This is a genomic window from Bacillus sp. LNXM12-1 (genome assembly GCF_003004375.1).
Classification (GTDB): Bacteria; Bacillota; Bacilli; order Bacillales; family Bacillaceae; genus Bacillus.
On sequence record NZ_PVWX01000002.1, the window covers coordinates 648,170 to 670,388 of the forward strand.

Consider the following 22,219-nt stretch of genomic DNA (forward strand, 5'->3'; position numbering starts at 1 on the left):
TATATCATATACCTGTTTGTTGATGAAAACAATAAATATTGAGTAATTGCTAGTAATTTGAAGGAAAAAGGAGAGATCTCTAGATATTACAGCGTTAACTGAAAATTTTATATAAATCTTATGCAATACAAACACATCATAAACTTTTTATTTTATAAAGTTTGCACTATAATGAATAAGGTGTAAATTTTCTGAATATATAGATCCAACTAATTGGAGGTGTCTCATTTGCTGAAACTAGAGAATGTATCTAAGACGTATAAAGGCGGAAAAAAAGCTGTCAAAAATATTGATTTAGAAATAGCAAAAGGAGAATTTATTTGTTTTATTGGACCGAGTGGCTGTGGTAAGACAACAACCATGAAGATGATCAACCGACTCATTGAACCTTCCTCAGGAAACATTTTCATCGAGGGAGAAAATATTATGAAAAAAGATCCAGTTCAATTAAGAAGAGAAATCGGTTATGTGATTCAGCAAATTGGACTGTTCCCCCATATGACCATCGCGCAAAACATCTCACTTGTGCCGAAGCTCTTAAAATGGCCGGAAGAAAAACGGAAAGAACGAGCTCGCGAACTGCTGAAGCTCGTCGACATGGGCCCGGAATTTTTAGAGCGCTATCCTCATGAACTCAGTGGAGGACAGCAGCAGCGCATCGGAGTTCTTCGCGCACTGGCAGCAGAACCCCCTCTGATCCTCATGGATGAACCATTTGGTGCACTTGATCCAATTACACGAGATACATTGCAGGAAGAATTTAAGAAACTGCAAAAAACGTTAAATAAAACCATCGTATTCGTCACACATGACATGGATGAAGCCATTAAACTCGCTGACCGAATTGTGATTTTAAAAGATGGAGAGATTGTCCAAGTAGGCACACCTGAAGATATTTTGCGTAACCCCGCCAACGAGTTCGTAGAAGAATTCATCGGAAAAGAGCGCCTGCTTCAATCAAATCCGAATATGGAACGTGTAGAACAAATGATGAACACGTCACCAGTCACCATTACAGTCGAACAAACGTTGACTGATGCCATCTACATCATGAGAGAAAAGCGGGTCGATTCCTTGCTTGTAGTAGATGAACATCATGTGCTAAAAGGCTATATCGATATTGAAACAATCGATGCGAACCGCAGAAAAGCGGCTTTCGTTGGTGAGATCTTAAATACAGAGTTCTATACTGTACAAGAAGGCGCACTTCTAAGAGACACCGTTCGGAAAATCTTAATACGCGGTATTAAATATGTACCGGTTGTGGATGCCAAAGGGCATTTAAAAGGCATTGTAACACGGGCAAGTCTTGTAGATGTTGTGTACGACTCTATTTGGGGAGACGATACGCCGGCGTCTGCCATTGAAATGAACTAAGGGAGGTGGACACATGGATCAAATCATCGATTTTCTAGAGAAAAATGGTGGGGAACTCCTCACAAAAATGTGGGAGCATTTATATATTTCCTTAATTGCCGTCGTGCTAGGAATTATCGTTGCCGTTCCTTTAGGCGTCGTTCTCACACGAATGAAACGAGGCGCAGGTTTTGTCATCGGTGTCGTGAATATCTTTCAAACACTCCCTAGTTTAGCGATTCTTGCATTTTTTATTCCTATTTTGGGGGTGGGGAAAATACCTGCAATCGTTGCTCTCTTTTTCTATTCGGTATTGCCTATTTTGAGAAATACGTATGCGGGCGTCCAAGGTGTGAACAAAAACTTGCTTGAATCCGGTAAAGGGATCGGCATGACCACATGGGAACAAATTCGTCTTGTGGAACTTCCGCTTGCTGTACCGATCATTATGGCAGGTGTCCGAACGTCAACGATTTATTTAATTGGCTGGACAACACTTGCTGCTTTTATCGGTGGAGGAGGTCTTGGTGACTACATTTTGATTGGACTTCAGCTATACCAGCCGGAATACATTATTGCAGGTGCCATCCCAGTCACCATTTTAGCGGTCATCATCGACTTTTCATTGATGAAGCTGGAGAAAAAAGTAACACCAGAAGGCTTAAAAGGATTGAAGGAAGTTTCATAAGGAGTTGGCTTATGTGAAGAATCGAAAAACAAGATGGATCAGTGCACTGCTTGCCGGATGCTTGCTATTGATAAGCGGCTGTTCACTACCTGGACTAGCCGGCTCTTCAGGCAATACGCTGCGAATTGGAGCACAAAACTTTACCGAATCAGAAATTATGGCCTACATGGTTAGCGATATCATCGAACATTACACAGATAAAAAGACAACCATTGTGAAAAACCTAGGCTCTAATACCGTACAGCAGAAAGCAATGGAAAACGGAGATATCGACATTTCTGCCACAAGATATACAGGGACAGATTTGACGAGTACGCTTGGAATGGATGCGGAAAAAGACCCGGAGCGTGCGATGGAGATCGTCCAAAAAGAATTTAAGAAACGCTATGATTACAAATGGTTTGATTCCTATGGCTTTGATAATACGTATGCCTTTGCCGTGACGCAAAAGATGGCGAAGGAAAACAAGTTAGAAACCGTCTCTGACTTGAAAAAGAATGCGAAAAATTACCGGTTCGGTGTCGATAATATTTGGCTCAAAAAGAAAGGCGACGGTTATGAAGGATTCGTGAAAACATACGGAATTGAATTTGGAAGCACGTATCCAATGCAGATTGGTTTAGTCTACGATGCATTAAAAAATGAAAAAATGGATATTGTGCTTGCCTATTCAACAGATGGACGAATCAAAGCCTATGACCTCAAAATTTTAAAAGATGATAAGCGGTTTTTCCCGCCATATGATGCATCGCCAGTTGTCCCGGAAAAAGTCCTAAAAGAGAACCCAGGGCTTGATAAGGTGATCAACAGGCTGATCGGAAAAATCGATACAGAGCAAATGCAAGAGCTTAACTATCAAGTCGACGGGGAGCTTCAAGAACCAGCCACCGTTGCGAAAAATTTCCTAAAAAAGCACAATTACTTTGAGTAAGATGGGGAGGTGTCACGGCTGATGGACACACTGCAGCAATTATGGACGTATTATCAGCAGAACGGTTCATATGTGTTAGAAGAATTTTATCGGCATTTTCTCATGTCAGCGTATGGGGTGCTGTTTGCGGCGATTGTCGGAATTCCAGTAGGCATCTTTGTGGCGCATTACCGTAAGCTGAGCAATTGGATCTTCGCCATTACCAATGTTATACAAACCATACCGGCGTTAGCGATGCTTTCCGTGCTGATGCTTGTATTAGGTCTTGGCGCAAATACAGTCATCTTATCACTCTTTCTGTATTCGCTTCTGCCGATCATCCGCAACACGTATACAGGGATTGTCAGCATTGAACATGCTTATTTAGAATCGGGTAAAGCGATGGGCATGACGAAATGGCAAGTGCTGAGAATGGTTGAATTACCGCTTGCTTTATCGGTCATTATGGCTGGTTTAAGAACCGCCCTTGTCATCGCCATCGGCATTACAGCGATTGGGACATTTGTTGGTGCGGGAGGTCTAGGTGATATCATCATCAGAGGATCAAACGCCACAAATGGAACAGCCATCATTTTAGCAGGTGCTATTCCAACTGCGCTCATGGCCATTATCGCTGACCTAGTCATGGGCTGGCTCGAACGCTATTTAAGCCCAACTAACAAGAAAAAAGAAAGAAAAGCATTAGCTGCAAAAAACATCACATCTGCTTAAGCGGTTAAAAAGACAAAACCTCCCTTACATCTGTAAGGGAGGCTGTTTTATGATGATCAGGCGATTCACATGCAGGTGTTTTATGATTCAAGCGTGATCCATTCAGAGGACCACTTCGAAATTTCCTCAAAAACGGGTGCAAGGGAACGCCCCATATCAGTTAAAGAATACTCAATGCGCACGGGTGTTTCAGCAAAAACCTCCCGTTTTACAATGCCTGCTGCTTCCAGCTCTTTTAATCTCTCAGATAATACTCTTCCGCTTAAATTTGTCAGAGCAGCCTCAATTTCACTAAAGCGCTGCGGACCTGAGAGAAGCTGAAAAACAATCAGTGCAACCCAGCGTTTACTCAATAACTCAACTGCTTTTTCAAACCGCGGGCACATGTCAGATTGATTCATCTTTCTTCACTCCAATCTGAACTCATTATACCGTAAATCTGTCATAAATCAGCTCGAAAAGCTTGTCAATGCTCAAAACATTCTATGATGACGAACGGCTGTTTAACATAAATAACAGATAGCGGTTAAGATCCTCTATTTCTTTTTTCGAAAGAGTTGACCAAATGTCTCCATCAAATATTTCGAGATCACCAAGTTCATATAGCGCTGCAGCTTCCTTTATTTTGGATAATGCCATTTCCTCTTCCTTCAACTGATGGACAGAAGAGGCTTCCTCAATATAGCCCGCAGCCTGCATCATTTCCTCATAAGGGACCTTTAATGCACCGGCTAGTTTTTTAATCGTAGGAGGCTTTGGAATACCGCGTTTCCCGTTTTCAATACGAGAAATACCAGCAGCGCTGACCTCTGAATACATCGCTAATTGGTTCACTGACAGCTTCTTTTCCTCACGTAATGCTCTTAAATATGCACCAAAGTTCATCAAGGCAAAACCTCACATGGTTATAGATTAGATATGTCTATTTTATCTGATTTGTTGACTATTGGCAACAAGTATACCATGAAAATATTGACATTAGTTAATAGTGGATGTACATTAGGTTTATGCCCCGCTATTTGTTCGCCTTTTTTTGGTTGATGAGCGTGAGAAAGTATTCATTCAGCTGGCTGATGTCTTGTGCGGAGAGCCTTTCCCATTTGTCCCCATCAAAAATGGGAAGATGTTCTACATCCTTTTGAAGCGCCGTTTGATAGATTTTCAACATGGATTCATATTTTGGTTTCATTTCATGAACTTGCTCCTGTTCGATATGACCGGCAAGCAGCATTAAATCCTCATAAGGCACCTTCAAGGCATGTGCTAATTTTTTGATAGTCAAAGGTTTTGGCACACCGCGCTTTCCATTTTCAATACGAGAAATTCCAGCAGCGCTTACACCTGAATACATGGCGAGTTGATTGACAGACATTTTTCTATTTTCTCTTAAAATGCGTAATTGTTCACCAAAGTGATTCATGACATCGAACCTCACATTTCAGTATATGACTTATTTTAGTATGATCATTGACCAAAGGAAATAGCAGAGGGGTAAAAGTGTTGACTTAAGTTAATAGATCTGTTTCATGTGAGCACCTGCACGTTGTACATATTGATTCCATAGGAGGTTGTAATGATGGTCGAAAAGATTCAGATCAGGCGGGCTTTTGTCATGCAGTATATGATCGAAAACGATATGTCTTTAAATCAGCTCGCTGATGAAATTGGCATTTCTCCTGCCACACTCAGCAGGGTATTAAATGGTCACCGGAAACCAGGCCAGCTTGTCATTGGCAAAATGATTCATTACTTTGATAAAAAATTTGAAGATCTATTTTACTATGAAGATATTGACAAAAGTCAACGAATGAAATGATCAAGGAGGCAATGTCGTTGAAAAGAACTGGGATGGTCAGACATATTGATTCACTAGGCAGAATTGTTCTGCCTTCAGAAATGCGCAAGGTGCTCAATATTAAAGAAGAGCAGCTATTAGAAATTTTCATTGAAGATCAAACCATTATGCTGAAAAAATATGATGCAGATAAGAGCTGCCTGTTAACTGGACAAGTGACGAAGTATAACAAAAGCTATGGAAATGGGAATGTGATGCTGAGTCCTGAAGGAGCTGAACGTTTGTTAGTAGAATTAAAACAGCTATTGAAAGAAGAAGCAACCCGTTAAAAACGTATTTTTAACCGAAAATTGCATATAAAAAATGCTGCATACTACTCTTTGGAATGAAATTGAATCAAAATAACGAATAAAGTCGACAATATAGAGGGAATCTTTATTTTGATGTTTCGTGACATGCACCTTGTTTTCATGTAAAATAAAGTTATGTGTACCAGTTTGTCTGGAGGTGTTTTCATGCACGCATTTGTTATCACATTACTCGTAATTGTCAGTATCGCACTTATCATCGTTGTATTGTTACAATCAAGTAAAAGTGCTGGACTGTCAGGCGCTATTTCAGGTGGAGCCGAGCAGCTTTTCGGTAAGCAAAAAGCGAGAGGCCTTGACTTGATACTTCACCGATTAACGGTTATTTTGTCAGTGCTTTTCTTCATCTTAACACTTGCATTGGCATATCTAGGCGTGTAAGGCGCGAGTAACAGAAGGTCTGATCTTTTTTCAGACCTTTTTTTATTATCAGCACTCTTTTGTGTTTGTTTCATACATACAAGTGGAAAATATAAACCATATCAGAAGGAAAGGAAGTCACATCATGAAAGTTGTTACACCGAAACCATTTACGTTTAAAGGTGGAGAAAAGGCGGTGCTTCTTCTTCACGGTTTTACTGGGAATACAGCCGATGTTCGAATGCTAGGCCGTTATTTGAACGAAAGAGGGTATACATGCCATGCACCTCAATATAAAGGACACGGTGTGCCGCCAGAAGAGCTTGTCCAATCTGGCCCGGCTGACTGGTGGAAAGATGTAGAAGAAGGCTATCAATTCTTAAAAGATGAAGGCTATGAGGAAATTGCGGTTTGCGGACTATCCCTCGGAGGAGTTTTTTCATTGAAATTAGGTTACACTGTACCTGTAAAGGGAATTGTACCTATGTGTGCACCTATGTACATAAAAAGTGAAGAAGTCATGTACCAGGGTGTACTAGAATATGCCCGTAACTATAAGAAATTCGAGGGTAAGTCAGAGGAGCAGATTGAACAGGAAATGGAAGAGTTCAAGAAAACGCCAATGGATACACTCAAAAGCCTGCAAGAACTGATTGCAGATGTCAGAAACAATGTCGACATGATTTATTCACCTACTTTTGTTGTTCAGGCACGTCACGATCATATGATTAATACAGACAGTGCGAATATCATTTATAACGAAGTAGAGACAGATCAAAAGCATTTGAAATGGTATGAAGAATCAGGCCATGTGATCACGCTTGATAAAGAGCGTGAGAAGGTTCATCAGGATGTATATGCATTCTTAGAATCACTTAATTGGTCAATTTAAATATATAGGGGGTTAGAGTGTGCAAAAAGAAGAATTTATGGATGAATTACTCGCTTTTATGAAAGATGAAGCTTATAAACCGTTAACCGTTCAAGAGCTGGAAGTGATGATGGAGATTACCAATCCTGATGATTATAAAGAGCTCGTCAAAGCACTTGTGATGCTGGAAGATCAAGGACTCATTGTTCGCACGCGCAGCGATCGCTACGGTGTACCAGAAAAAATGAACTTGGTAAAAGGAAAGCTGTCTGCTCATGCAAAAGGTTTTGCATTTGTGACACCAGAAGAGTTTGGACAGGATGATATTTTCATTCCGCCTAATGAGCTAGGCACAGCGATGAATGGTGATACGGTCATGGTTCGTGTCAGCCACAAATCAAACGGCACAAAAAAAGAAGGAACTGTCATCCGAATTCTGGAGCGTAATACTCAGACGGTTGTCGGTACCTACACAGAAACGAAAAGCTTTGGCTTTGTCATTCCTGATGATAAAAAAATCACAACCGATATCTTCATCCCGAAATCCGCTAAAAATGGAGCGGTCGAAGGGCATAAAGTGGTCGTGACGCTGACAAGCTACCCAGAAGGAAGAATGAGTGCAGAGGGCGAAGTGACTGAAATCCTCGGTCATAAAAATGACCCTGGCATTGATATTTTATCGATCATTCATAAACACGGCCTGCCAGGTGAGTTCCCAGAAGAAGCGCTTCAGCAGGCAGTAGACACACCTGAAACGATTGATGAAAAAGACCTGGAAGGCAGACGTGACTTGCGCAACGAAACGATTGTAACAATTGACGGAGCAGATGCGAAGGACTTAGATGATGCCGTTACGGTGCAAAAGCTGGATGATGGCAAATATAAGCTAGGGGTGCATATTGCAGATGTCTCTCATTATGTCACAGAGAACTCCCCGATTGATCAGGAAGCTTATGAGCGTGGAACGAGTGTGTATCTCGTAGACCGCGTCATTCCGATGATCCCGCATCGCCTGTCAAACGGTATTTGCTCATTGAATCCGAAGGTCGATCGTCTCACCCTGTCTTGTGAAATGGTCATCGATCGAAATGGGAAGGTCGTCAAACATGAGATTTTCCAAAGTGTGATCAAAACGACGGAAAGAATGACCTATTCTGATGTGAATAAGATTTTAGTCGACCAAGACGAAGAGCTTTTAGACAAATATGAGCCGCTTGTGCCAATGTTCCAAGAGATGGAGAAGCTTGCAGAGATTCTTCGCGACAAACGAATGGAGCGCGGGGCAGTAGACTTTGACTTCAAGGAAGCAAAAGTGCTTGTAGATGATGAAGGAGCGGCGAAAGACGTTGTCATACGTGAGCGATCTGTCGCAGAGAAATTAATTGAAGAATTCATGCTTGTTGCAAACGAAACGGTTGCAGAGCATTTCCACTGGTTGAATGTACCTTTCATATATCGAATTCACGAAGAACCAAATCCTGAGAAGCTTCAGCGCTTTTTAGAGTTCGTGACAACGTTTGGTTACATTGTGAAAGGAACGTCGACAAACATCCACCCGCGTGCCCTTCAAAGTGTACTTGATGCTGTGAGGGATCAACCAGAAGAAGTTGTGATACAAACCGTGATGCTTCGTTCGATGAAACAGGCGAAATATGATCCAGAAAGCATCGGCCATTTTGGATTATCAACGGAATTCTATACGCACTTCACATCACCGATCCGCCGTTATCCGGATTTAATCGTGCATAGACTGATCAGAACCTATTTGATTCAGAAAAAAACAGACGAAGCAACCCTAGAAAAGTGGGGCCAGCTGCTGCCTGAAATCGCAGATCATGCGTCTACTATGGAGCGCCGTTCAGTCGATGCAGAGCGTGAAACAGATGACCTCAAGAAGGCAGAATTTATGCTTGATAAAATCGGTGAAGAGTTTGATGGCATGATTAGTTCCGTGACGAACTTCGGACTATTTGTTGAACTGCCGAATACAATTGAAGGTCTTGTCCATGTCAGCTACATGACAGACGACTACTATCGCTTTGATGAACAGCACTTTGCCATGATCGGTGAACGCACAGGGAATGTATATCGTATCGGTGACGAAATCACTGTCAAAGTGGTTAGTGTTAATAAAGATGAGCACTCCATTGATTTTGAAATCGTCGGCATGAAAGGCACCCGCCGTAAATCGCCAAAAGATTTTAAGTTCAAAAAACGGACAGATTCACCAGCGAAAAAAGGGCGTGGAGGTCAAAATGCCTCTGGGGATAAAGCCAAAGAGGATAAAGGCGGAAGTGACTGGTTCACAGGCCATAAGAAGAAGAAAAAGAAAAAACGCGTATTTGATAACGCGCCAAAACAAAAGCGTAAAAAGAAAAAGTAACGTGCCAAAAAGCAAATAGAGCGTGATGCTCTATTTGCTTTTTGACCACATGGCGTCAGCATTGTCGAAAGCTGGATTGTTTGATAAAATAATCCGTACGATTTGGACCGTGTTTGTGTCAAAAGGAGGGTGTACGCCAATGCCAAAGGGAGAGGGAAAGGTTGTTTCCCAAAACAAAAAAGCAAATCATGACTATTTTATAGAAGAAACGTATGAAGCCGGCCTTGTGTTACAAGGAACTGAAATCAAATCGATTCGTGCAGGAAAAGTGAATTTAAAAGATTCCTTTGCCAAAATCGAGCGAGGAGAAGTGTTTCTTCACAACATGCACGTGAGCCCATACGAGCAGGGGAACCGTTATAACCATGATCCGCTGAGAACGAGAAAGCTGCTGCTTCATCGCAAGCAAATCAGCAAATTGATTGGTGCGACAAAGGAAGAGGGCTACTCACTCGTGCCTCTGAAACTCTATTTAAAAAATGGCTTTGCCAAAGTGCTGATCGGAATTGGTAAAGGGAAAAAGAAATATGATAAACGTGACGATCTGAAGAAAAAAGATGCAAAACGTGAAATCGAGCGTGCTTTCCGTGATCGCCAAAAGCAATTCTAGATTCATGCAGATGTCTTGCTGAGAGCGGAAGCATTATGCTACAATATGTTATGCAGTAAACAATCATTGCTTTTCTTACAGAAACCACCAGTTGTTTCAAGCGAAGAGATTGTTATAATAGTTATATACGGAAGCAGTTAAGCTGAACGTTTCCATCCCGTATATCCCTTTTACAAGGGGACGTTACGGATTCGACAGGGATGGTTCGAGCTTAGGCTGCGAGCCGAGAGGCGATCTCGTTAACACGCACTTAAATGTAACTGGCAAAACTAAAAGTTTTAACCAAAACTTAGCACTAGCTGCCTAATAAGTGCAGCGAGCTCTTCCTGACATCGCCTATGTGTCTGTGAGGAGCCCAATGAAGTAGGCTACGCTTACGTTTCCGTCTGAGGACGTAAGAAGAGATCCATCAGACTAGCTCTCCAAGCGCCCGTCAGCAGGCATGCGGATGAGTGAACACGAAATATGTTGACTACGCTCGTAGACGCTTAAGTAATCGATGTCTCTGGACGTGGGTTCGACTCCCACCGTCTCCATCAAAACTTTTAGAATGCAGTCGGGTATCAAGGGTTTGAAAGCCCTTGATACGGGTTTGGCATCATTTTAGAAGTTCCAAAACTCTATCATTATTTTTAAAAGGCGCTATTTTTTGAGCGTCTTTTTTTATGCCCTTTAATAGATCCATCACTTGATTTGACAGACTTTGTGAAGCGTATGTCGGAGCAGAATCTAATGGTGCAGTTTATAGAGGAGCAAAAAATGATAAATATTTAATTACTTCGCTAAAAACATCCTTAATCATTGTGGTGTATTGAGATTCCTTAATTGTTCAGGGCTTTATGTTGGTCGCTCAATTAATGGTTTGCACGATGCAGCTCTCTTAAAGCCTCCTTAATAGATTAATTTGTCACTCAAACATTGAGCACTTTAATTATGTTATAATATGATATCTTTATTGCCAAATAGAAATTTTATTTAAAAAATGTATGTTTATGGATCTTATTAGATTTAAGGTTTAGCCAAGAAACATCATTATTCTATAAGTTGAGGTGAAAGAGATGTCAGTCATTATATCAACAGACGATTTAGAGCATGTTTGTCCTAATTGTAATGGAACAAGTCATATTTCTATTAAGAACGAAGAAAAAATATGCCCAAAATGTGATGGGAAAGGTGTTATCCTAACTGCTTTAGGCCAAACATTACTTCATTTTATGAAGAAGCATATACGCAATTAATTCAAAGAGATTCTGTACAAAGACAAGAACAAAGTTAAACCAACTGTTTGTTTAATAATGGAATATTGTTCAAGTCTCTTTATAGTTTACCCTGCGGAAACAGGTAAATGGTATTTTTTATTAATTATTCTGTTAAGATAAGCATTTTTCTGTTTATCTTTTTTTAGACAGAAAAACAAGATTATTAACTGCGTTTTTTGAAAATTTAAACAGGGTAAATACATAAAAAAGAAAATAATTTTTAGGAGGACGAAATGTTAGAAGTAAAAAACATACCGAAAATAGAAGAATGTTTCGAAAGTTCTATCAATCCTTATGTTAAAAAAGTACATGAAGACACAGTTAATTGGGCTAAAATTAATAATTTAATGAATGATTCAAACATAAAAAGATATGAAAGACAAAAAATTTCATACTTGGCAGGACGTTCTCAACCTTATGACTCTTACGACAGTGTAAGATTGTCTTCTGATTATCTTTTATTGTTTTGTATATTGGATGATTATAGCGACAATTTGAACAATCAAAAGTTATATGATATATATTCTAAAAAGATAATTGAAATTCTTAATGAAAGAGCATTTTATGATGATGATACTTTTTTATATGCGTGGCATGATTGGTGGAAACGTCTTAGTATAGGAATGCCTGATGAATGGAAAAAAAGAATTATTCAAAGTATTCAAAATTGTTTTAATTCTATTAAATGGGAAATTAAAAATGAAAAAGAAAAGTACATACCAACTCTTGAAGAGTACGTCAATCATAGGATGCATAGTGGGAGTGTTTTTGTCTGTTTTGATCTAATAGAAAGAGGAGGGAGAAGTTTTATTCCTGCTTCTAGTCGTAGTATTTTACTGAGAGATTTAATTAACTCTATCAATAAAATAGTAAATTGGACAAATGATTTATTATCTTTTAAAAAAGAATTTGAGAATGATGAAATTCATAATTTGGTTATCATTCTGCAAAAACAAGAAAATTGTTCAATAGAGACAGCTTTAGATAGAGCAAAGGAAATGTTAAACATAGAAATTAATACATTCATTGAACTTAAAAATAAAGTCTTTATCAGTAATGAGCCTTTTGATAGTGGTATGATTAAATTCATATCTAGGTTGGAGAATGGTGTTCGAGGACATTATGAATGGAGTATGAAGACTAAAAGGTTCTAATTTATTATTCTTAAATGATAATTGCTACCCTTATAGAGCTATTAAATAAAAATATATACTGTATATTTATGATGACTATTACCCCTCATTATATATGTGGCTCCGCTTTATAAAAAGAGGTTATATTATGTTTAATATGAGGGAGGTTTTGTACGACTAATATATCAAAACGTTTTAGATCCATTGCTTCATGATAAGGAACAGGGTCGTGGATATTTATTGATGTTGTTTGCATTTCTTTAAGTTGGGGTGAATCGGTTTAAAAGAACGTGGCCTCTACCACTAGATCAATTGGCATAGCATAGAATATTGATGTTTTTAGGTTTGAGCATCAATGACCCCGTTCCTTATCATTTGGCATCGCCTTACTCGATTTAAAGATACAACGATTTTCCAGGACATTTTCAATGAGATTATTCTTCAAGCCATTAATCGGAATAATCTAGCAATACAAAATCGGCTTTGTGTTGAGAAGGATTTCTAGAGTGGAATATGAGAACAACACCTTGCTTTAACGAGAAATTTCTCTATTATAAAATGGATGGAATTAAGAAGAAAATAAGACTGACGAGATTTTCTCGGAAAACTTAAAGATGCCGATAGCCAGCATCTTTTTTTAATGTATTGGTCAACTTATGTCCCCCGAAACAACTGTAAAAATCGAATTAACAAAGGACAAACAACTATAATAGCAATGATGAGTAAGAGCTGATTAGATAAGAGTTCCACAAACGTTGTTTGAATCACATAAACTGCAATCAGTAGTAAATAACTCACCAAAAATATCAACCCAGAACTTCTCTTCTCAAATGGCTTCTCTAAGAGAATCAGCATAAATAGCCCCGCCATAATAATCAAAAAAGTCATATACCTTGTAAGCCTCCTCGTCATTGATCCCCGATTTCCACATTGTACAGATATTTCACCTACCGCAACATACTTCTCCCTCAAATTAAGCAAAAAGTAGTGAAAATATAAGGGATCACGAACAGATAACGACCGAAACTGTACAAAAAACCTCCAACCAAATCAAAATCACATCTTCCCATTTATGACTTCCTCATATATAGTAAGATTAGACTAGTTCTAAATAACTGAAATTGGGGCGTTTACATGGATTCGATTGTTTTACATTTTATTGTGATCATGAGTGTTTCTGGCATTCTGTCCGTGATATTATCAATCATTGCTCATGCGAACCGCCGCCGGTATATTGGCTGTCAATTGTTTATGTACATGTCTGGAGCAACTGCGATTTATATCTTTGGGCACACGTTTGAATTATTGGCAAGTACACCTGGACAGATCATGTTCTGGGTTTGTTTTCAATACATAGGTCTTCCGTTCATCGCACCATTCAGTCTGATGATTGTGCTGCAATTTACGGGATTCCATCAATATTTCACAAAGCGCCGCGTGCTTCTCATCTTACTGATTCCAACTCTCACTACCATTATGGTGTTCACCAACTCTTTTCATTCACTCTTTTATCGTAGCATCACGATGAATCCAGTAGACGGATTTTTATTGGCTGATTTTACGATTGGCTATTGGTATATCATTCATGGCGTCTATACATTTGGCTGTTCGATGCTCGCTATTTTTATGCTGGTTTGGTTTTTACGTGTCACAAAAAAAGAATATTTAAAGCAGATCCTCATTTTGCTAGTGGGAATGTTACTGCCAATCACGACATCTTTTATCTATTTATTAGGCGTTACGCCTCTTCATATTGACCCGGTCCCTGTGGTGATGTTTTTAACCAATGCACTCTACTTATGGGCGATTATGTCGTTCCAGCTCTTTAAGCTCTCTCCCATTGCAATGGAGCGTGTGTTTGAGCATATGTCTGAAGGGGTTCTCATTTTAGATCGATACCGGACACTCATAGATTACAACCCCGCTGCTGCATCGATCATTCCAGCACTTTCTAATAAAAAGGGCATTGGCTTTAAAATTGACGATATTTTCTCAGGGATCATCAAAGATACCGCGTTCATTCAGTGGCTGCGTTCTCCGCAGGATCATTCGCAATATGATTTAATGTTGAAAAGGGAAAAAGATCATTCCAGCTATTATCACTTGACCGCATCGTCCCTATTTAATAGAAGAGGAGAGATCGAGGGCAGGCAAATTGTGATCAGTGATGTAACAGAGCAGCGTTTGCTGCAGGAAGAGCTGGAGCGTCGTGCGTATATTGATGGGTTGACGAATATCTTCAATCGTTCTTCTTTTATTGAACGAACGCAGATGATCTTGGAAGAGGATGCGCAGGATACGGCGATCTTGCTGTTTGATATTGATTTCTTTAAACAAATCAATGACACGCATGGACATCATATTGGAGACGAGGCGCTGCGTCATGTTGTCACCATTTGTCAGCAGCATTTACAGATGGACGATTTATTCGGACGATATGGCGGAGAAGAGTTTGCTATTTGTCTGCCGCATCATTCATTTGAAGAGGCATGTCATATTGCGGAGCGAATGAGACATTCGTTTGAGACGAGTTTCTTTGAGACTGATGAGGAAAAAGTGCGAGTGACAGCGAGCTTTGGAATCGCTCATACAGCTTATGATCCAAATGTATTAGAAACTCTTCTATTTGAAGCGGACCAAGCCTTGTATATGTCAAAACGCCAAGGGCGCAACCGGATTTATGCGTCAACTGGAGCGGGCTATATGCTGTATGAAGAGCATGATCTACCGCCAGCTTCTCATTGACTGTTGTCCTGACATTCGATATGATAAACATAACATTTGAACGGTTTCCTAAAGGGGAGTAGCTTTTACGGTTTGGTCGTCATTACAGAAACTCACGTTGTTTCTCGGCCATTCCGGCATGAACATGTTAGCCAGACCTTTGCCTATCACACATGAGGCAAAGGTCTGGCTTTTTTAAGGTCTTATTGCATCTGTGTGATGGGGGAGCGGGACAAATGATGTTTTCAATACCGCAGATGAAAGGATGATCGATCTTGAAAAAACATGTGATCTCTTTGTTATTTTCGGGCACGCTTGTATTAAGTGGATGCTCCGGTTTGCTTGACCAAGTAAGTGATACAACGACATATGTCACAGAGGCAAATGAGTATGTGACGGACATTCAGCAATTTACGGAGGACTTTCCACAGCTCGCAGAAGAAGCTGTAAAAAACGCCGCCAAAAAAGCAGAATTAACCCAGCAGCTTGAATCATTGAAGGCAGACATTCAAGAATTTAATGAACTGACAGCACCAAAAATAGCAGAAGACCTGCATGTGCAGATCATTGAAAAAAATAAGGTGCTGTCAGAGGAAATTCAAACGTATTTACAGCAATTGAAAGCGGACAACATCGACGTTGCTGCTATGCTTGAGGACCAGCAAGGGTTGATCAAGCAGCTTCAGCAGTCCGTCAATCTTTTACAGGATATTGAACAATTAACAAACTAGGACAAACACAGCTCTTAGACGCGCATTCAGCATATCTTTGCCTTTTCCAGTGGAGATATGCTTTAATTTAAGGAAAGACAAGTCATATTAGAAAAAAGGTGATCACATGACAGAACATGAAGAAAGACATATGGCTTCGCCTAGAGCCGAGAAGGATAAAGATCAATTGATCAATCGGTTGAAACGAGTGGAAGGACAAGTGCGCGGGATTCAGCAAATGATTGAAAACGATCGTTACTGTATAGATGTTGTCAATCAAATCTCCGCTGTCAATGCAGCTTTGAAAAAAGTCAGTCTTCATTTGATGGAAAAGCATACACATCACTGCGTAGCGGATGCTATTAAGAGCGGCAATGGGGATGAAGCCATTGAAGAGTTAATGAACGTCTTTCATAAGCTCACAAAATCGTAGCATTTATATGTTTACATTGATACCCTACTAGGGTATAGTGAGGTGTAGAAAATGATTGATGGAGGCGATGAGAAGTGGAACAAGCAACACTTCAAGTGCAGGGCATGTCTTGCGGACATTGCGTGAAAGCAGTCGAGGGAAATGTAGGAGAATTAGCAGGTGTTGAATCTGTGAAAGTCCATTTAGACAAGGGACAGGTGGAGGTTTCTTTTCATCCTGATCAAGTCACGTTACACCGAATCTCTGATGTGATTGAAGAACAGGGATATGATGTCGTATAAATGATATACGTGCTGCATGTGACAGCGCGTATTTTTTTCAAAAAAAGATACCCCCATGGAGTATGTGAAGAGGTGAGATGAATGAAAAAGGAAATTGATTTTCATATTACGGGGATGACCTGTGCTGCCTGTGCAGGACGCATTGAAAAGGGTTTGAACAAGCTGGAAGGTGTGGATGATGCCAATGTGAATTTGGCGCTGGAAACATCTCATATTGTGTATGAAACAGAACAACTAACACCAGATGATCTGAAGCAAAAAATTCAATCCCTTGGCTACAATGTGGTGATGGAGCAAGCAGAATTTGATATAGAGGGAATGACGTGTGCAGCGTGTGCCAACCGAATCGAGAAAAAAATTAACCGGATGGACGGTGTTGATCACGGATCTGTGAACTTTGCACTTGAGACCCTTCAGGTCACGTATCATCCTGGCCAAACGTCTACAAGTGATATAAAGGATGCGGTTCAGTCCATTGGATATTCTTTAATTGAACCAGCTGCAGATGAAGCAGAGGAAGGAAAGAAAGATCATCGCCAAGCAGCAATAGAGAAGCAGACGGCACGCTTTTTATTTTCAATGATCTTGTCACTGCCGCTTCTTTGGGCAATGGTCAGCCATTTTTCCTTCACGTCTTTTATTTGGCTGCCAGAAGCGTTCATGAATCCATGGGTTCAGCTGGCTTTAGCAGCGCCGGTTCAGTTCATTGTCGGCTGGCCCTTCTATGTAGGAGCATATAAAGCTTTACGTAATAAAAGTGCCAACATGGATGTTCTTGTCGCACTTGGGACATCAGCTGCGTTTTTCTATAGTTTATACGAAAGCATTCAGTCAGCGGTTCAAGGCACACATGAGGCAGCCCTCTATTATGAAACAAGTGCTGTGCTTATTACGTTGATCGTGCTCGGAAAATTAATGGAAGCAAGAGCAAAAGGGAGATCATCAGAAGCGATTCAAAAGCTGATGGGCCTACAAGCGAAAGAAGCGATCATCGAGCGAGATGGAAAAGAGATGACCGTGCCAATTTCCGAAGTAAAAGTGAATGATCTTGTGTTTGTCAAACCGGGGGAAAAAGTGCCGGTAGATGGAGAGATCGTGGAGGGAACAACCGCAATTGACGAGTCCATGATTACGGGAGAAAGTCTGCCTGTTGATAAAACTGCAGGTGATGCGGTTATCGGGGCAACCATCAATAAAAATGGGTTTATGAAAGTGAAAGCGACAAAAGTCGGGAAAGAGACCGCCCTTTCACAGATTATCCGAGTCGTAGAACAAGCACAGGGCTCAAAAGCGCCGATTCAAAGGATGGCAGATCAAATATCAGGGATATTCGTTCCCATCGTTGTAGGAATTGCTGTGCTCACCTTCCTGATATGGTTTTTCTTTATTGAACCAGGAAATGTGACGTCAGCCCTTGAAACGTTTATCGCAGTCATCGTCATCGCATGTCCGTGTGCGCTTGGTCTTGCCACACCAACCTCTATAATGGCTGGCAGCGGCCGTGCAGCTGAATCAGGCATTTTATTTAAAGGCGGGGAGCATTTAGAAGTGACCCAATCACTCGACACGGTTGTTTTAGATAAAACAGGGACTGTGACAAAAGGGGAGCCGAGTCTGACAGATGTGTTGGCATATGCCAATTGGACAGAAGCTGCGCTGCTACAGCTAGCAGGATCAGCAGAACAGCAGTCGGAACACCCGCTTGCCAGAGCGATCACAGACGGAATGAAGGAACAAGGTCTTGAAGCGGTCGAGGTCGAAGCGTTCCAAGCAGACCCAGGCCATGGAATTGAAGCAAAAGCCGCAGGACGCAAGCTTTTGATTGGAACGCGTAAGCTATTACAAAAACATCATATCCCATATGATCAAGTCGAAGCGTCTGTAACGTTACTGGAGCAGCAAGGGAAAACGGCTATGCTTGTCGCGATTGATGGAGAAGTCGCCGGCATAGTCGCGGTCGCAGATACGATCAAATCATCCTCACCTCAAGCTATCAAGCGTCTGAAAGAGCAAGGGATTCACGTTGTGATGATGACAGGTGATAACAAGCTGACAGCAGAGGCGATTGCGAAACAGGCGGGCATTGATCATGTCATTGCTGAAGTCCTGCCTGAGGAAAAGGCTGCTCACATTGCGGCGCTTCAGGAACAAGGAAAGAAAGTCGCCATGGTCGGAGATGGCATCAATGATGCCCCGGCTCTTGCGACAGCGAATATTGGGATGGCAGTTGGAACAGGGACAGATGTCGCCATGGAAGCAGCAGATATCACGCTCATGACAGGAGACCTCCATGCCATTGCAGATGCGCTTGAATTTAGTAAAAAAACAATGAGAAACATCAAGCAAAATCTATTTTGGGCGCTTGCTTATAACTGCATTGGGATACCGATAGCTGCTTTTGGACTTCTTGCGCCATGGCTTGCAGGAGCAGCAATGGCCTTTAGCTCCGTGTCGGTTGTATTGAATGCGCTCAGATTGCAGCGTTTGAAACCGGTTAGAGAGGGAGTGGCACAATGAAGCTGAATGTCAAATGGATTTGGACGATTAGTGCATTGTTCTATGTTGCTCTTGTTCTTATTGGATATGCTATGTATGATGAATTTTATCCAAAGCAAGAACCGCCAAGTGAACAAATGCAACATCATTAAGACTTCGCCAAAAGCGAAGTCTTTTTTTAACAATTTTGTGGAAAAATCCACCTTTTAAAAGATTTTTCATAAAAAATTCACTTCTTTTTGTTCCTTTTTGTCGTTTTTTGTAGGTTCATCGTTAAGATGCGATTAAGCAACAAAGAAAGCGTTATCAAAAAAAGGGGGTTCACGTATGAAAAAGTTAGGGTTAGCTTCTCAAATACTCATTGCACTTGTTCTGGGTGTTATCGTGGGAGCGCTGTTTTATCAAAATGAAACCGTTATTAATGTGTTAACGCCGATTGGCGATATATTCATCCATTTAATTAAAATGATCGTTCTTCCAATTGTTATTGCTGCGTTGATTGTAGCAGTAGCTGGTGTAGGGGATATGAAAACCATCGGAAGACTCGGCGGAAAAACGATTCTTTACTTCGAAATTGTGACAACGATTGCATTAGCAGTGGGACTGCTTGCAGCAAACGTCTTCCATCCTGGTACAGGAATTGACATGAGCAACATGGAAAAAGGCGATATCTCTAAATATGAAGAGACATCGAAAGCTTCTTCCGAAAAAGCGAGTTTCTCTGAAACCATTGTGCATCTAGTGCCAACAAACGTTTTCCAATCCATTGCAGAAGGTGATCTATTACCAACGATCTTCTTTACAGTCTTATTCGGATTAGGAATTGCCGCAGTAGGAGACAAAGGGAAACCAGTATTAGGATTCTTTGAGGGTATACTCGAAGCCATGTTCTGGGTGACCAATAAAGTGATGAAGTTTGCACCATTTGGTGTATTCGCGCTCATCAGTGTGACGGTGATCAAATTCGGGGTCGGAGCGCTTCTCCCGCTAGGTAAACTGGTACTTGTCGTTTACGGTACAATGGCATTCTTCGTCATTGTCGTACTTGGCATTATCGCAAAATTAGCTGGAACAAGCGTCTTTACACTATTTAGAGTGCTAAAAGAAGAAATCATTCTTGCATTCTCAACAGCAAGTTCAGAAGCTGTACTGCCTAGACTTATGGATAAAATGGAGAAGTTCGGCTGCCCGAAAGCGATCACGTCGTTCGTTATCCCAACAGGCTACACCTTTAACCTAGATGGAAGTGCCATCTATCAATCCATTGCCGCCATATTTGTTGCACAAATGTACGGCATGCCGCTTTCCATCTATGAGCAAATTACGTTACTATTAATCTTGATGCTGACATCTAAAGGAATGGCTGGTGTACCAGGTGCATCAATCGTTGTTGTCATCACAACACTTGGTGCAATGGGACTGCCGCTTGAAGGACTTGCCTTCATCGTTGGGATCGACCGTATACTTGACATGGTTCGTACAACTGTTAACGTATTTGGTAACTCACTTGCAGCCATTGTCATGTCTAAGTGGGAAAAAGTTTTTGATCAAGAGAAATCGAAGAAGTATATTGAGGAATTAAAACAACAAACAAAAGCAGCGTAAAAGGAGATCTTTTCAAATGACGAAGCTACAGGACAAGCAAGTTCGAATCGAACGAGACTTTCTAGGTGAAAAGGAAGTAGACACTCAAGCGTATTATGGAATTCAAACATTACGTGCAGTAGAGAACTTTCCAATTACTGGCTACCATGTTCATGAGGAACTCATCAAAGCATTAGGGATTGTCAAAAAGGCAGCCGCACTTGCAAATATGGATACAAAGCGACTATATTCTGGTCTTGGAGAAAAAATTGTTCAAGCCGCAGATGAGGTTATTGAAGGAAAATGGAACAACCAATTTATTGTCGATCCAATTCAAGGCGGGGCTGGCACTTCAATGAATATGAATGCCAATGAAGTCATTGCAAATAGAGCGCTTGAACTACTAGGAAAGGAAAAAGGCGCTTATACTGAGCTAAGTCCAAACACGCATGTGAACATGTCGCAGTCAACAAACGACGTTTTCCCAACAGCGATTCATATTTCAACATTGAATATGATTGAAAAACTACTTTATACGATGGAAAACATGCATCAAGTCATGACGGAAAAAGCGCAGGAATTCGATCATGTCATTAAAATGGGGCGTACGCATCTTCAGGACGCTGTTCCAATCAGACTTGGTCAGGAGTTTAGTGCTTATGCAAAGGTTCTTGCACGTGATATTAAACGTATCAAGCAGTCTAGACAGCATTTATATGAAGTCAATATGGGAGCAACAGCAGTCGGAACTGGATTGAATGCTGATCCTAAATATATTCGCCAGGTGGTTGGCTATCTATCTGACATTAGCGGATTACCGTTAGTTGGAGCTGAAGACTTAGTCGATGCCACGCAAAATACGGATGCTTATACAGAAGTATCAGCTGCACTGAAAGTATGTATGATGAATATGTCCAAAATGGCGAATGATATTCGCTTGATGGCATCAGGTCCAAGAGCAGGCTTTGGTGAGCTTCACCTGCCGCCGAGACAGCCAGGTTCATCTATCATGCCAGGGAAAGTTAACCCAGTAATGCCTGAGGTCATGAACCAAGTGGCATTCCAAGTGATCGGAAATGACCACACGATCTGTCTTGCATCAGAGGCTGGTCAGCTTGAACTGAACGTCATGGAACCAGTTTTAATATTCAACTTACTGCAATCTCTCAGCATGATGAAAAATGTATTCGAATCCTTCGTGGACAACTGCTTGCGTGATCTAAAAGCAGATGAAACAAGATTAAAAGAATATGTAGAAAGAAGTGCTGGTGTCATGACAGCGGTGAATCCGCATATTGGTTATGAAGCTGCTGCACGAATTGCAAGAGAAGCGATTCTTACAGGCGCATCTGTACGTGAGCTTTGTCTGCAAAATGATGTGTTAACAGAGGAAGAGCTTGACGTCATCTTGAATCCTTTTGAAATGACCAAACCAGGTATTGCTGGCGCATCACTTTTAGAAAAGGATCGTTTAGAAGATTAAGCGGCATCATGAGAAGCGCACACCGACAAAGTTCCGGTGTGCG

Annotated in this window: 23 protein-coding genes and 1 other RNA gene; 21 read left to right on the forward strand and 3 right to left on the reverse strand. The window is 40.9% G+C overall.

Annotated features, from left to right (window positions below):
• Positions 1 to 228 precede the first annotated feature (228 nt).
• Genes C6Y07_RS10745 through C6Y07_RS10760 form a run of 4 tightly spaced genes read left to right on the forward strand, consistent with a single transcriptional unit; the run spans position 229 to position 3,686 of the window.
• Positions 229 to 1,377, forward strand: coding sequence for a betaine/proline/choline family ABC transporter ATP-binding protein (locus C6Y07_RS10745; protein ID WP_034660016.1), 1,149 nt, complete (start codon positions 229 to 231; stop codon positions 1,375 to 1,377).
• 13 nt (positions 1,378 to 1,390) lie between these two features.
• Positions 1,391 to 2,044 (forward strand): ABC transporter permease, encoded by a 654-nt coding sequence (locus tag C6Y07_RS10750; RefSeq protein WP_060698329.1) that lies wholly within the window; start codon positions 1,391 to 1,393, stop codon positions 2,042 to 2,044.
• 13 nt (positions 2,045 to 2,057) lie between these two features.
• Positions 2,058 to 2,975 carry an osmoprotectant ABC transporter substrate-binding protein gene (locus C6Y07_RS10755; protein ID WP_034660015.1) on the forward strand — a complete coding sequence of 306 codons (918 nt, stop codon included), beginning with the start codon at positions 2,058 to 2,060 and terminating at the stop codon, positions 2,973 to 2,975.
• Between the two features lie 21 nt (positions 2,976 to 2,996).
• The gene (locus C6Y07_RS10760) at positions 2,997 to 3,686 is read left to right on the forward strand and encodes an ABC transporter permease (protein WP_034660014.1); all 690 of its coding nucleotides are present in this window, start codon (positions 2,997 to 2,999) and stop codon (positions 3,684 to 3,686) included.
• Between the two features lie 80 nt (positions 3,687 to 3,766).
• On the opposite strand, the gene catR is transcribed toward C6Y07_RS10760, so the two are convergent.
• The 3 genes from catR to C6Y07_RS10775 all read right to left on the reverse strand — a co-directional run bounded on the left by catR (position 3,767) and on the right by C6Y07_RS10775 (position 5,106).
• Positions 3,767 to 4,087 (reverse strand): catDE operon transcriptional regulator CatR, encoded by a 321-nt coding sequence (gene catR, locus C6Y07_RS10765; protein ID WP_034660013.1) that lies wholly within the window; start codon positions 4,085 to 4,087, stop codon positions 3,767 to 3,769.
• An 82-nt stretch (positions 4,088 to 4,169) separates the two neighbouring features.
• Positions 4,170 to 4,571: a helix-turn-helix domain-containing protein gene (locus C6Y07_RS10770; RefSeq protein ID WP_060597316.1), complete on the reverse strand. Its 402-nt coding sequence runs from the start codon at positions 4,569 to 4,571 to the stop codon at positions 4,170 to 4,172.
• A 130-nt stretch (positions 4,572 to 4,701) separates the two neighbouring features.
• On the reverse strand, positions 4,702 to 5,106 hold the full coding sequence (locus C6Y07_RS10775) for a helix-turn-helix domain-containing protein (RefSeq protein ID WP_034660010.1): 405 nt from the start codon (positions 5,104 to 5,106) through the stop codon (positions 4,702 to 4,704).
• Between the two features lie 153 nt (positions 5,107 to 5,259).
• On the opposite strand from C6Y07_RS10775, the gene C6Y07_RS10780 reads away from it, so the two are divergent.
• The 17 genes from C6Y07_RS10780 to aspA all read left to right on the forward strand — a co-directional run bounded on the left by C6Y07_RS10780 (position 5,260) and on the right by aspA (position 22,176).
• Entirely contained in the window at positions 5,260 to 5,502 is a 243-nt protein-coding gene (locus C6Y07_RS10780; protein WP_106030503.1) for a helix-turn-helix domain-containing protein, read from the forward strand.
• Positions 5,503 to 5,519: 17 nt separating this feature from the next.
• Positions 5,520 to 5,810, forward strand: coding sequence for an AbrB/MazE/SpoVT family DNA-binding domain-containing protein (locus tag C6Y07_RS10785; protein WP_060597314.1), 291 nt, complete (start codon positions 5,520 to 5,522; stop codon positions 5,808 to 5,810).
• 186 nt (positions 5,811 to 5,996) lie between these two features.
• Positions 5,997 to 6,230, forward strand: coding sequence for a preprotein translocase subunit SecG (secG, locus tag C6Y07_RS10790; protein ID WP_003212746.1), 234 nt, complete (start codon positions 5,997 to 5,999; stop codon positions 6,228 to 6,230).
• 124 nt (positions 6,231 to 6,354) lie between these two features.
• Positions 6,355 to 7,101, forward strand: coding sequence for an alpha/beta hydrolase (locus C6Y07_RS10795; RefSeq protein ID WP_060597313.1), 747 nt, complete (start codon positions 6,355 to 6,357; stop codon positions 7,099 to 7,101).
• A 19-nt stretch (positions 7,102 to 7,120) separates the two neighbouring features.
• Positions 7,121 to 9,463, forward strand: a complete 2,343-nt coding sequence (rnr, locus tag C6Y07_RS10800) for a ribonuclease R (RefSeq protein WP_106061581.1) — start codon at positions 7,121 to 7,123, stop codon at positions 9,461 to 9,463.
• 139 nt (positions 9,464 to 9,602) lie between these two features.
• A complete protein-coding gene (gene smpB, locus C6Y07_RS10805) occupies positions 9,603 to 10,073 on the forward strand; it encodes an SsrA-binding protein SmpB (protein WP_060597311.1) in 471 nt (156 codons plus the stop codon).
• 176 nt (positions 10,074 to 10,249) lie between these two features.
• Positions 10,250 to 10,612, forward strand: a transfer-messenger RNA (tmRNA) gene (ssrA, locus tag C6Y07_RS10810).
• 519 nt (positions 10,613 to 11,131) lie between these two features.
• Entirely contained in the window at positions 11,132 to 11,311 is a 180-nt protein-coding gene (locus tag C6Y07_RS10815; protein WP_080869546.1) for a tryptophan RNA-binding attenuation protein, read from the forward strand.
• Between the two features lie 254 nt (positions 11,312 to 11,565).
• Positions 11,566 to 12,486: a terpene synthase family protein gene (locus C6Y07_RS10820; protein WP_066030409.1), complete on the forward strand. Its 921-nt coding sequence runs from the start codon at positions 11,566 to 11,568 to the stop codon at positions 12,484 to 12,486.
• Between the two features lie 1,113 nt (positions 12,487 to 13,599).
• Positions 13,600 to 15,210 carry a histidine kinase N-terminal 7TM domain-containing diguanylate cyclase gene (locus C6Y07_RS10830; protein ID WP_060597308.1) on the forward strand — a complete coding sequence of 537 codons (1,611 nt, stop codon included), beginning with the start codon at positions 13,600 to 13,602 and terminating at the stop codon, positions 15,208 to 15,210.
• A 254-nt stretch (positions 15,211 to 15,464) separates the two neighbouring features.
• Positions 15,465 to 15,920 carry a DUF6376 family protein gene (locus C6Y07_RS10835; protein ID WP_060597307.1) on the forward strand — a complete coding sequence of 152 codons (456 nt, stop codon included), beginning with the start codon at positions 15,465 to 15,467 and terminating at the stop codon, positions 15,918 to 15,920.
• Between the two features lie 106 nt (positions 15,921 to 16,026).
• Positions 16,027 to 16,332, forward strand: coding sequence for a metal-sensing transcriptional repressor (locus C6Y07_RS10840; RefSeq protein WP_060597306.1), 306 nt, complete (start codon positions 16,027 to 16,029; stop codon positions 16,330 to 16,332).
• 74 nt (positions 16,333 to 16,406) lie between these two features.
• Complete coding sequence (copZ, locus tag C6Y07_RS10845) at positions 16,407 to 16,613, forward strand: copper chaperone CopZ (RefSeq protein ID WP_024423475.1); 207 nt, start codon at positions 16,407 to 16,409, stop codon at positions 16,611 to 16,613.
• 81 nt (positions 16,614 to 16,694) lie between these two features.
• Entirely contained in the window at positions 16,695 to 19,130 is a 2,436-nt protein-coding gene (locus tag C6Y07_RS10850) for a heavy metal translocating P-type ATPase (protein WP_106072099.1), read from the forward strand.
• Positions 19,127 to 19,261 carry a hypothetical protein gene (locus tag C6Y07_RS19225; protein WP_258182048.1) on the forward strand — a complete coding sequence of 45 codons (135 nt, stop codon included), beginning with the start codon at positions 19,127 to 19,129 and terminating at the stop codon, positions 19,259 to 19,261. Before C6Y07_RS10850 ends, C6Y07_RS19225 begins: the two co-directional genes overlap by 4 nt.
• A gap of 175 nt (positions 19,262 to 19,436) precedes the next feature.
• Positions 19,437 to 20,714 carry a cation:dicarboxylate symporter family transporter gene (locus C6Y07_RS10855; RefSeq protein ID WP_003213370.1) on the forward strand — a complete coding sequence of 426 codons (1,278 nt, stop codon included), beginning with the start codon at positions 19,437 to 19,439 and terminating at the stop codon, positions 20,712 to 20,714.
• 16 nt (positions 20,715 to 20,730) lie between these two features.
• Positions 20,731 to 22,176 carry an aspartate ammonia-lyase gene (gene aspA, locus C6Y07_RS10860; RefSeq protein ID WP_060597304.1) on the forward strand — a complete coding sequence of 482 codons (1,446 nt, stop codon included), beginning with the start codon at positions 20,731 to 20,733 and terminating at the stop codon, positions 22,174 to 22,176.
• Positions 22,177 to 22,219 lie beyond the last annotated feature (43 nt).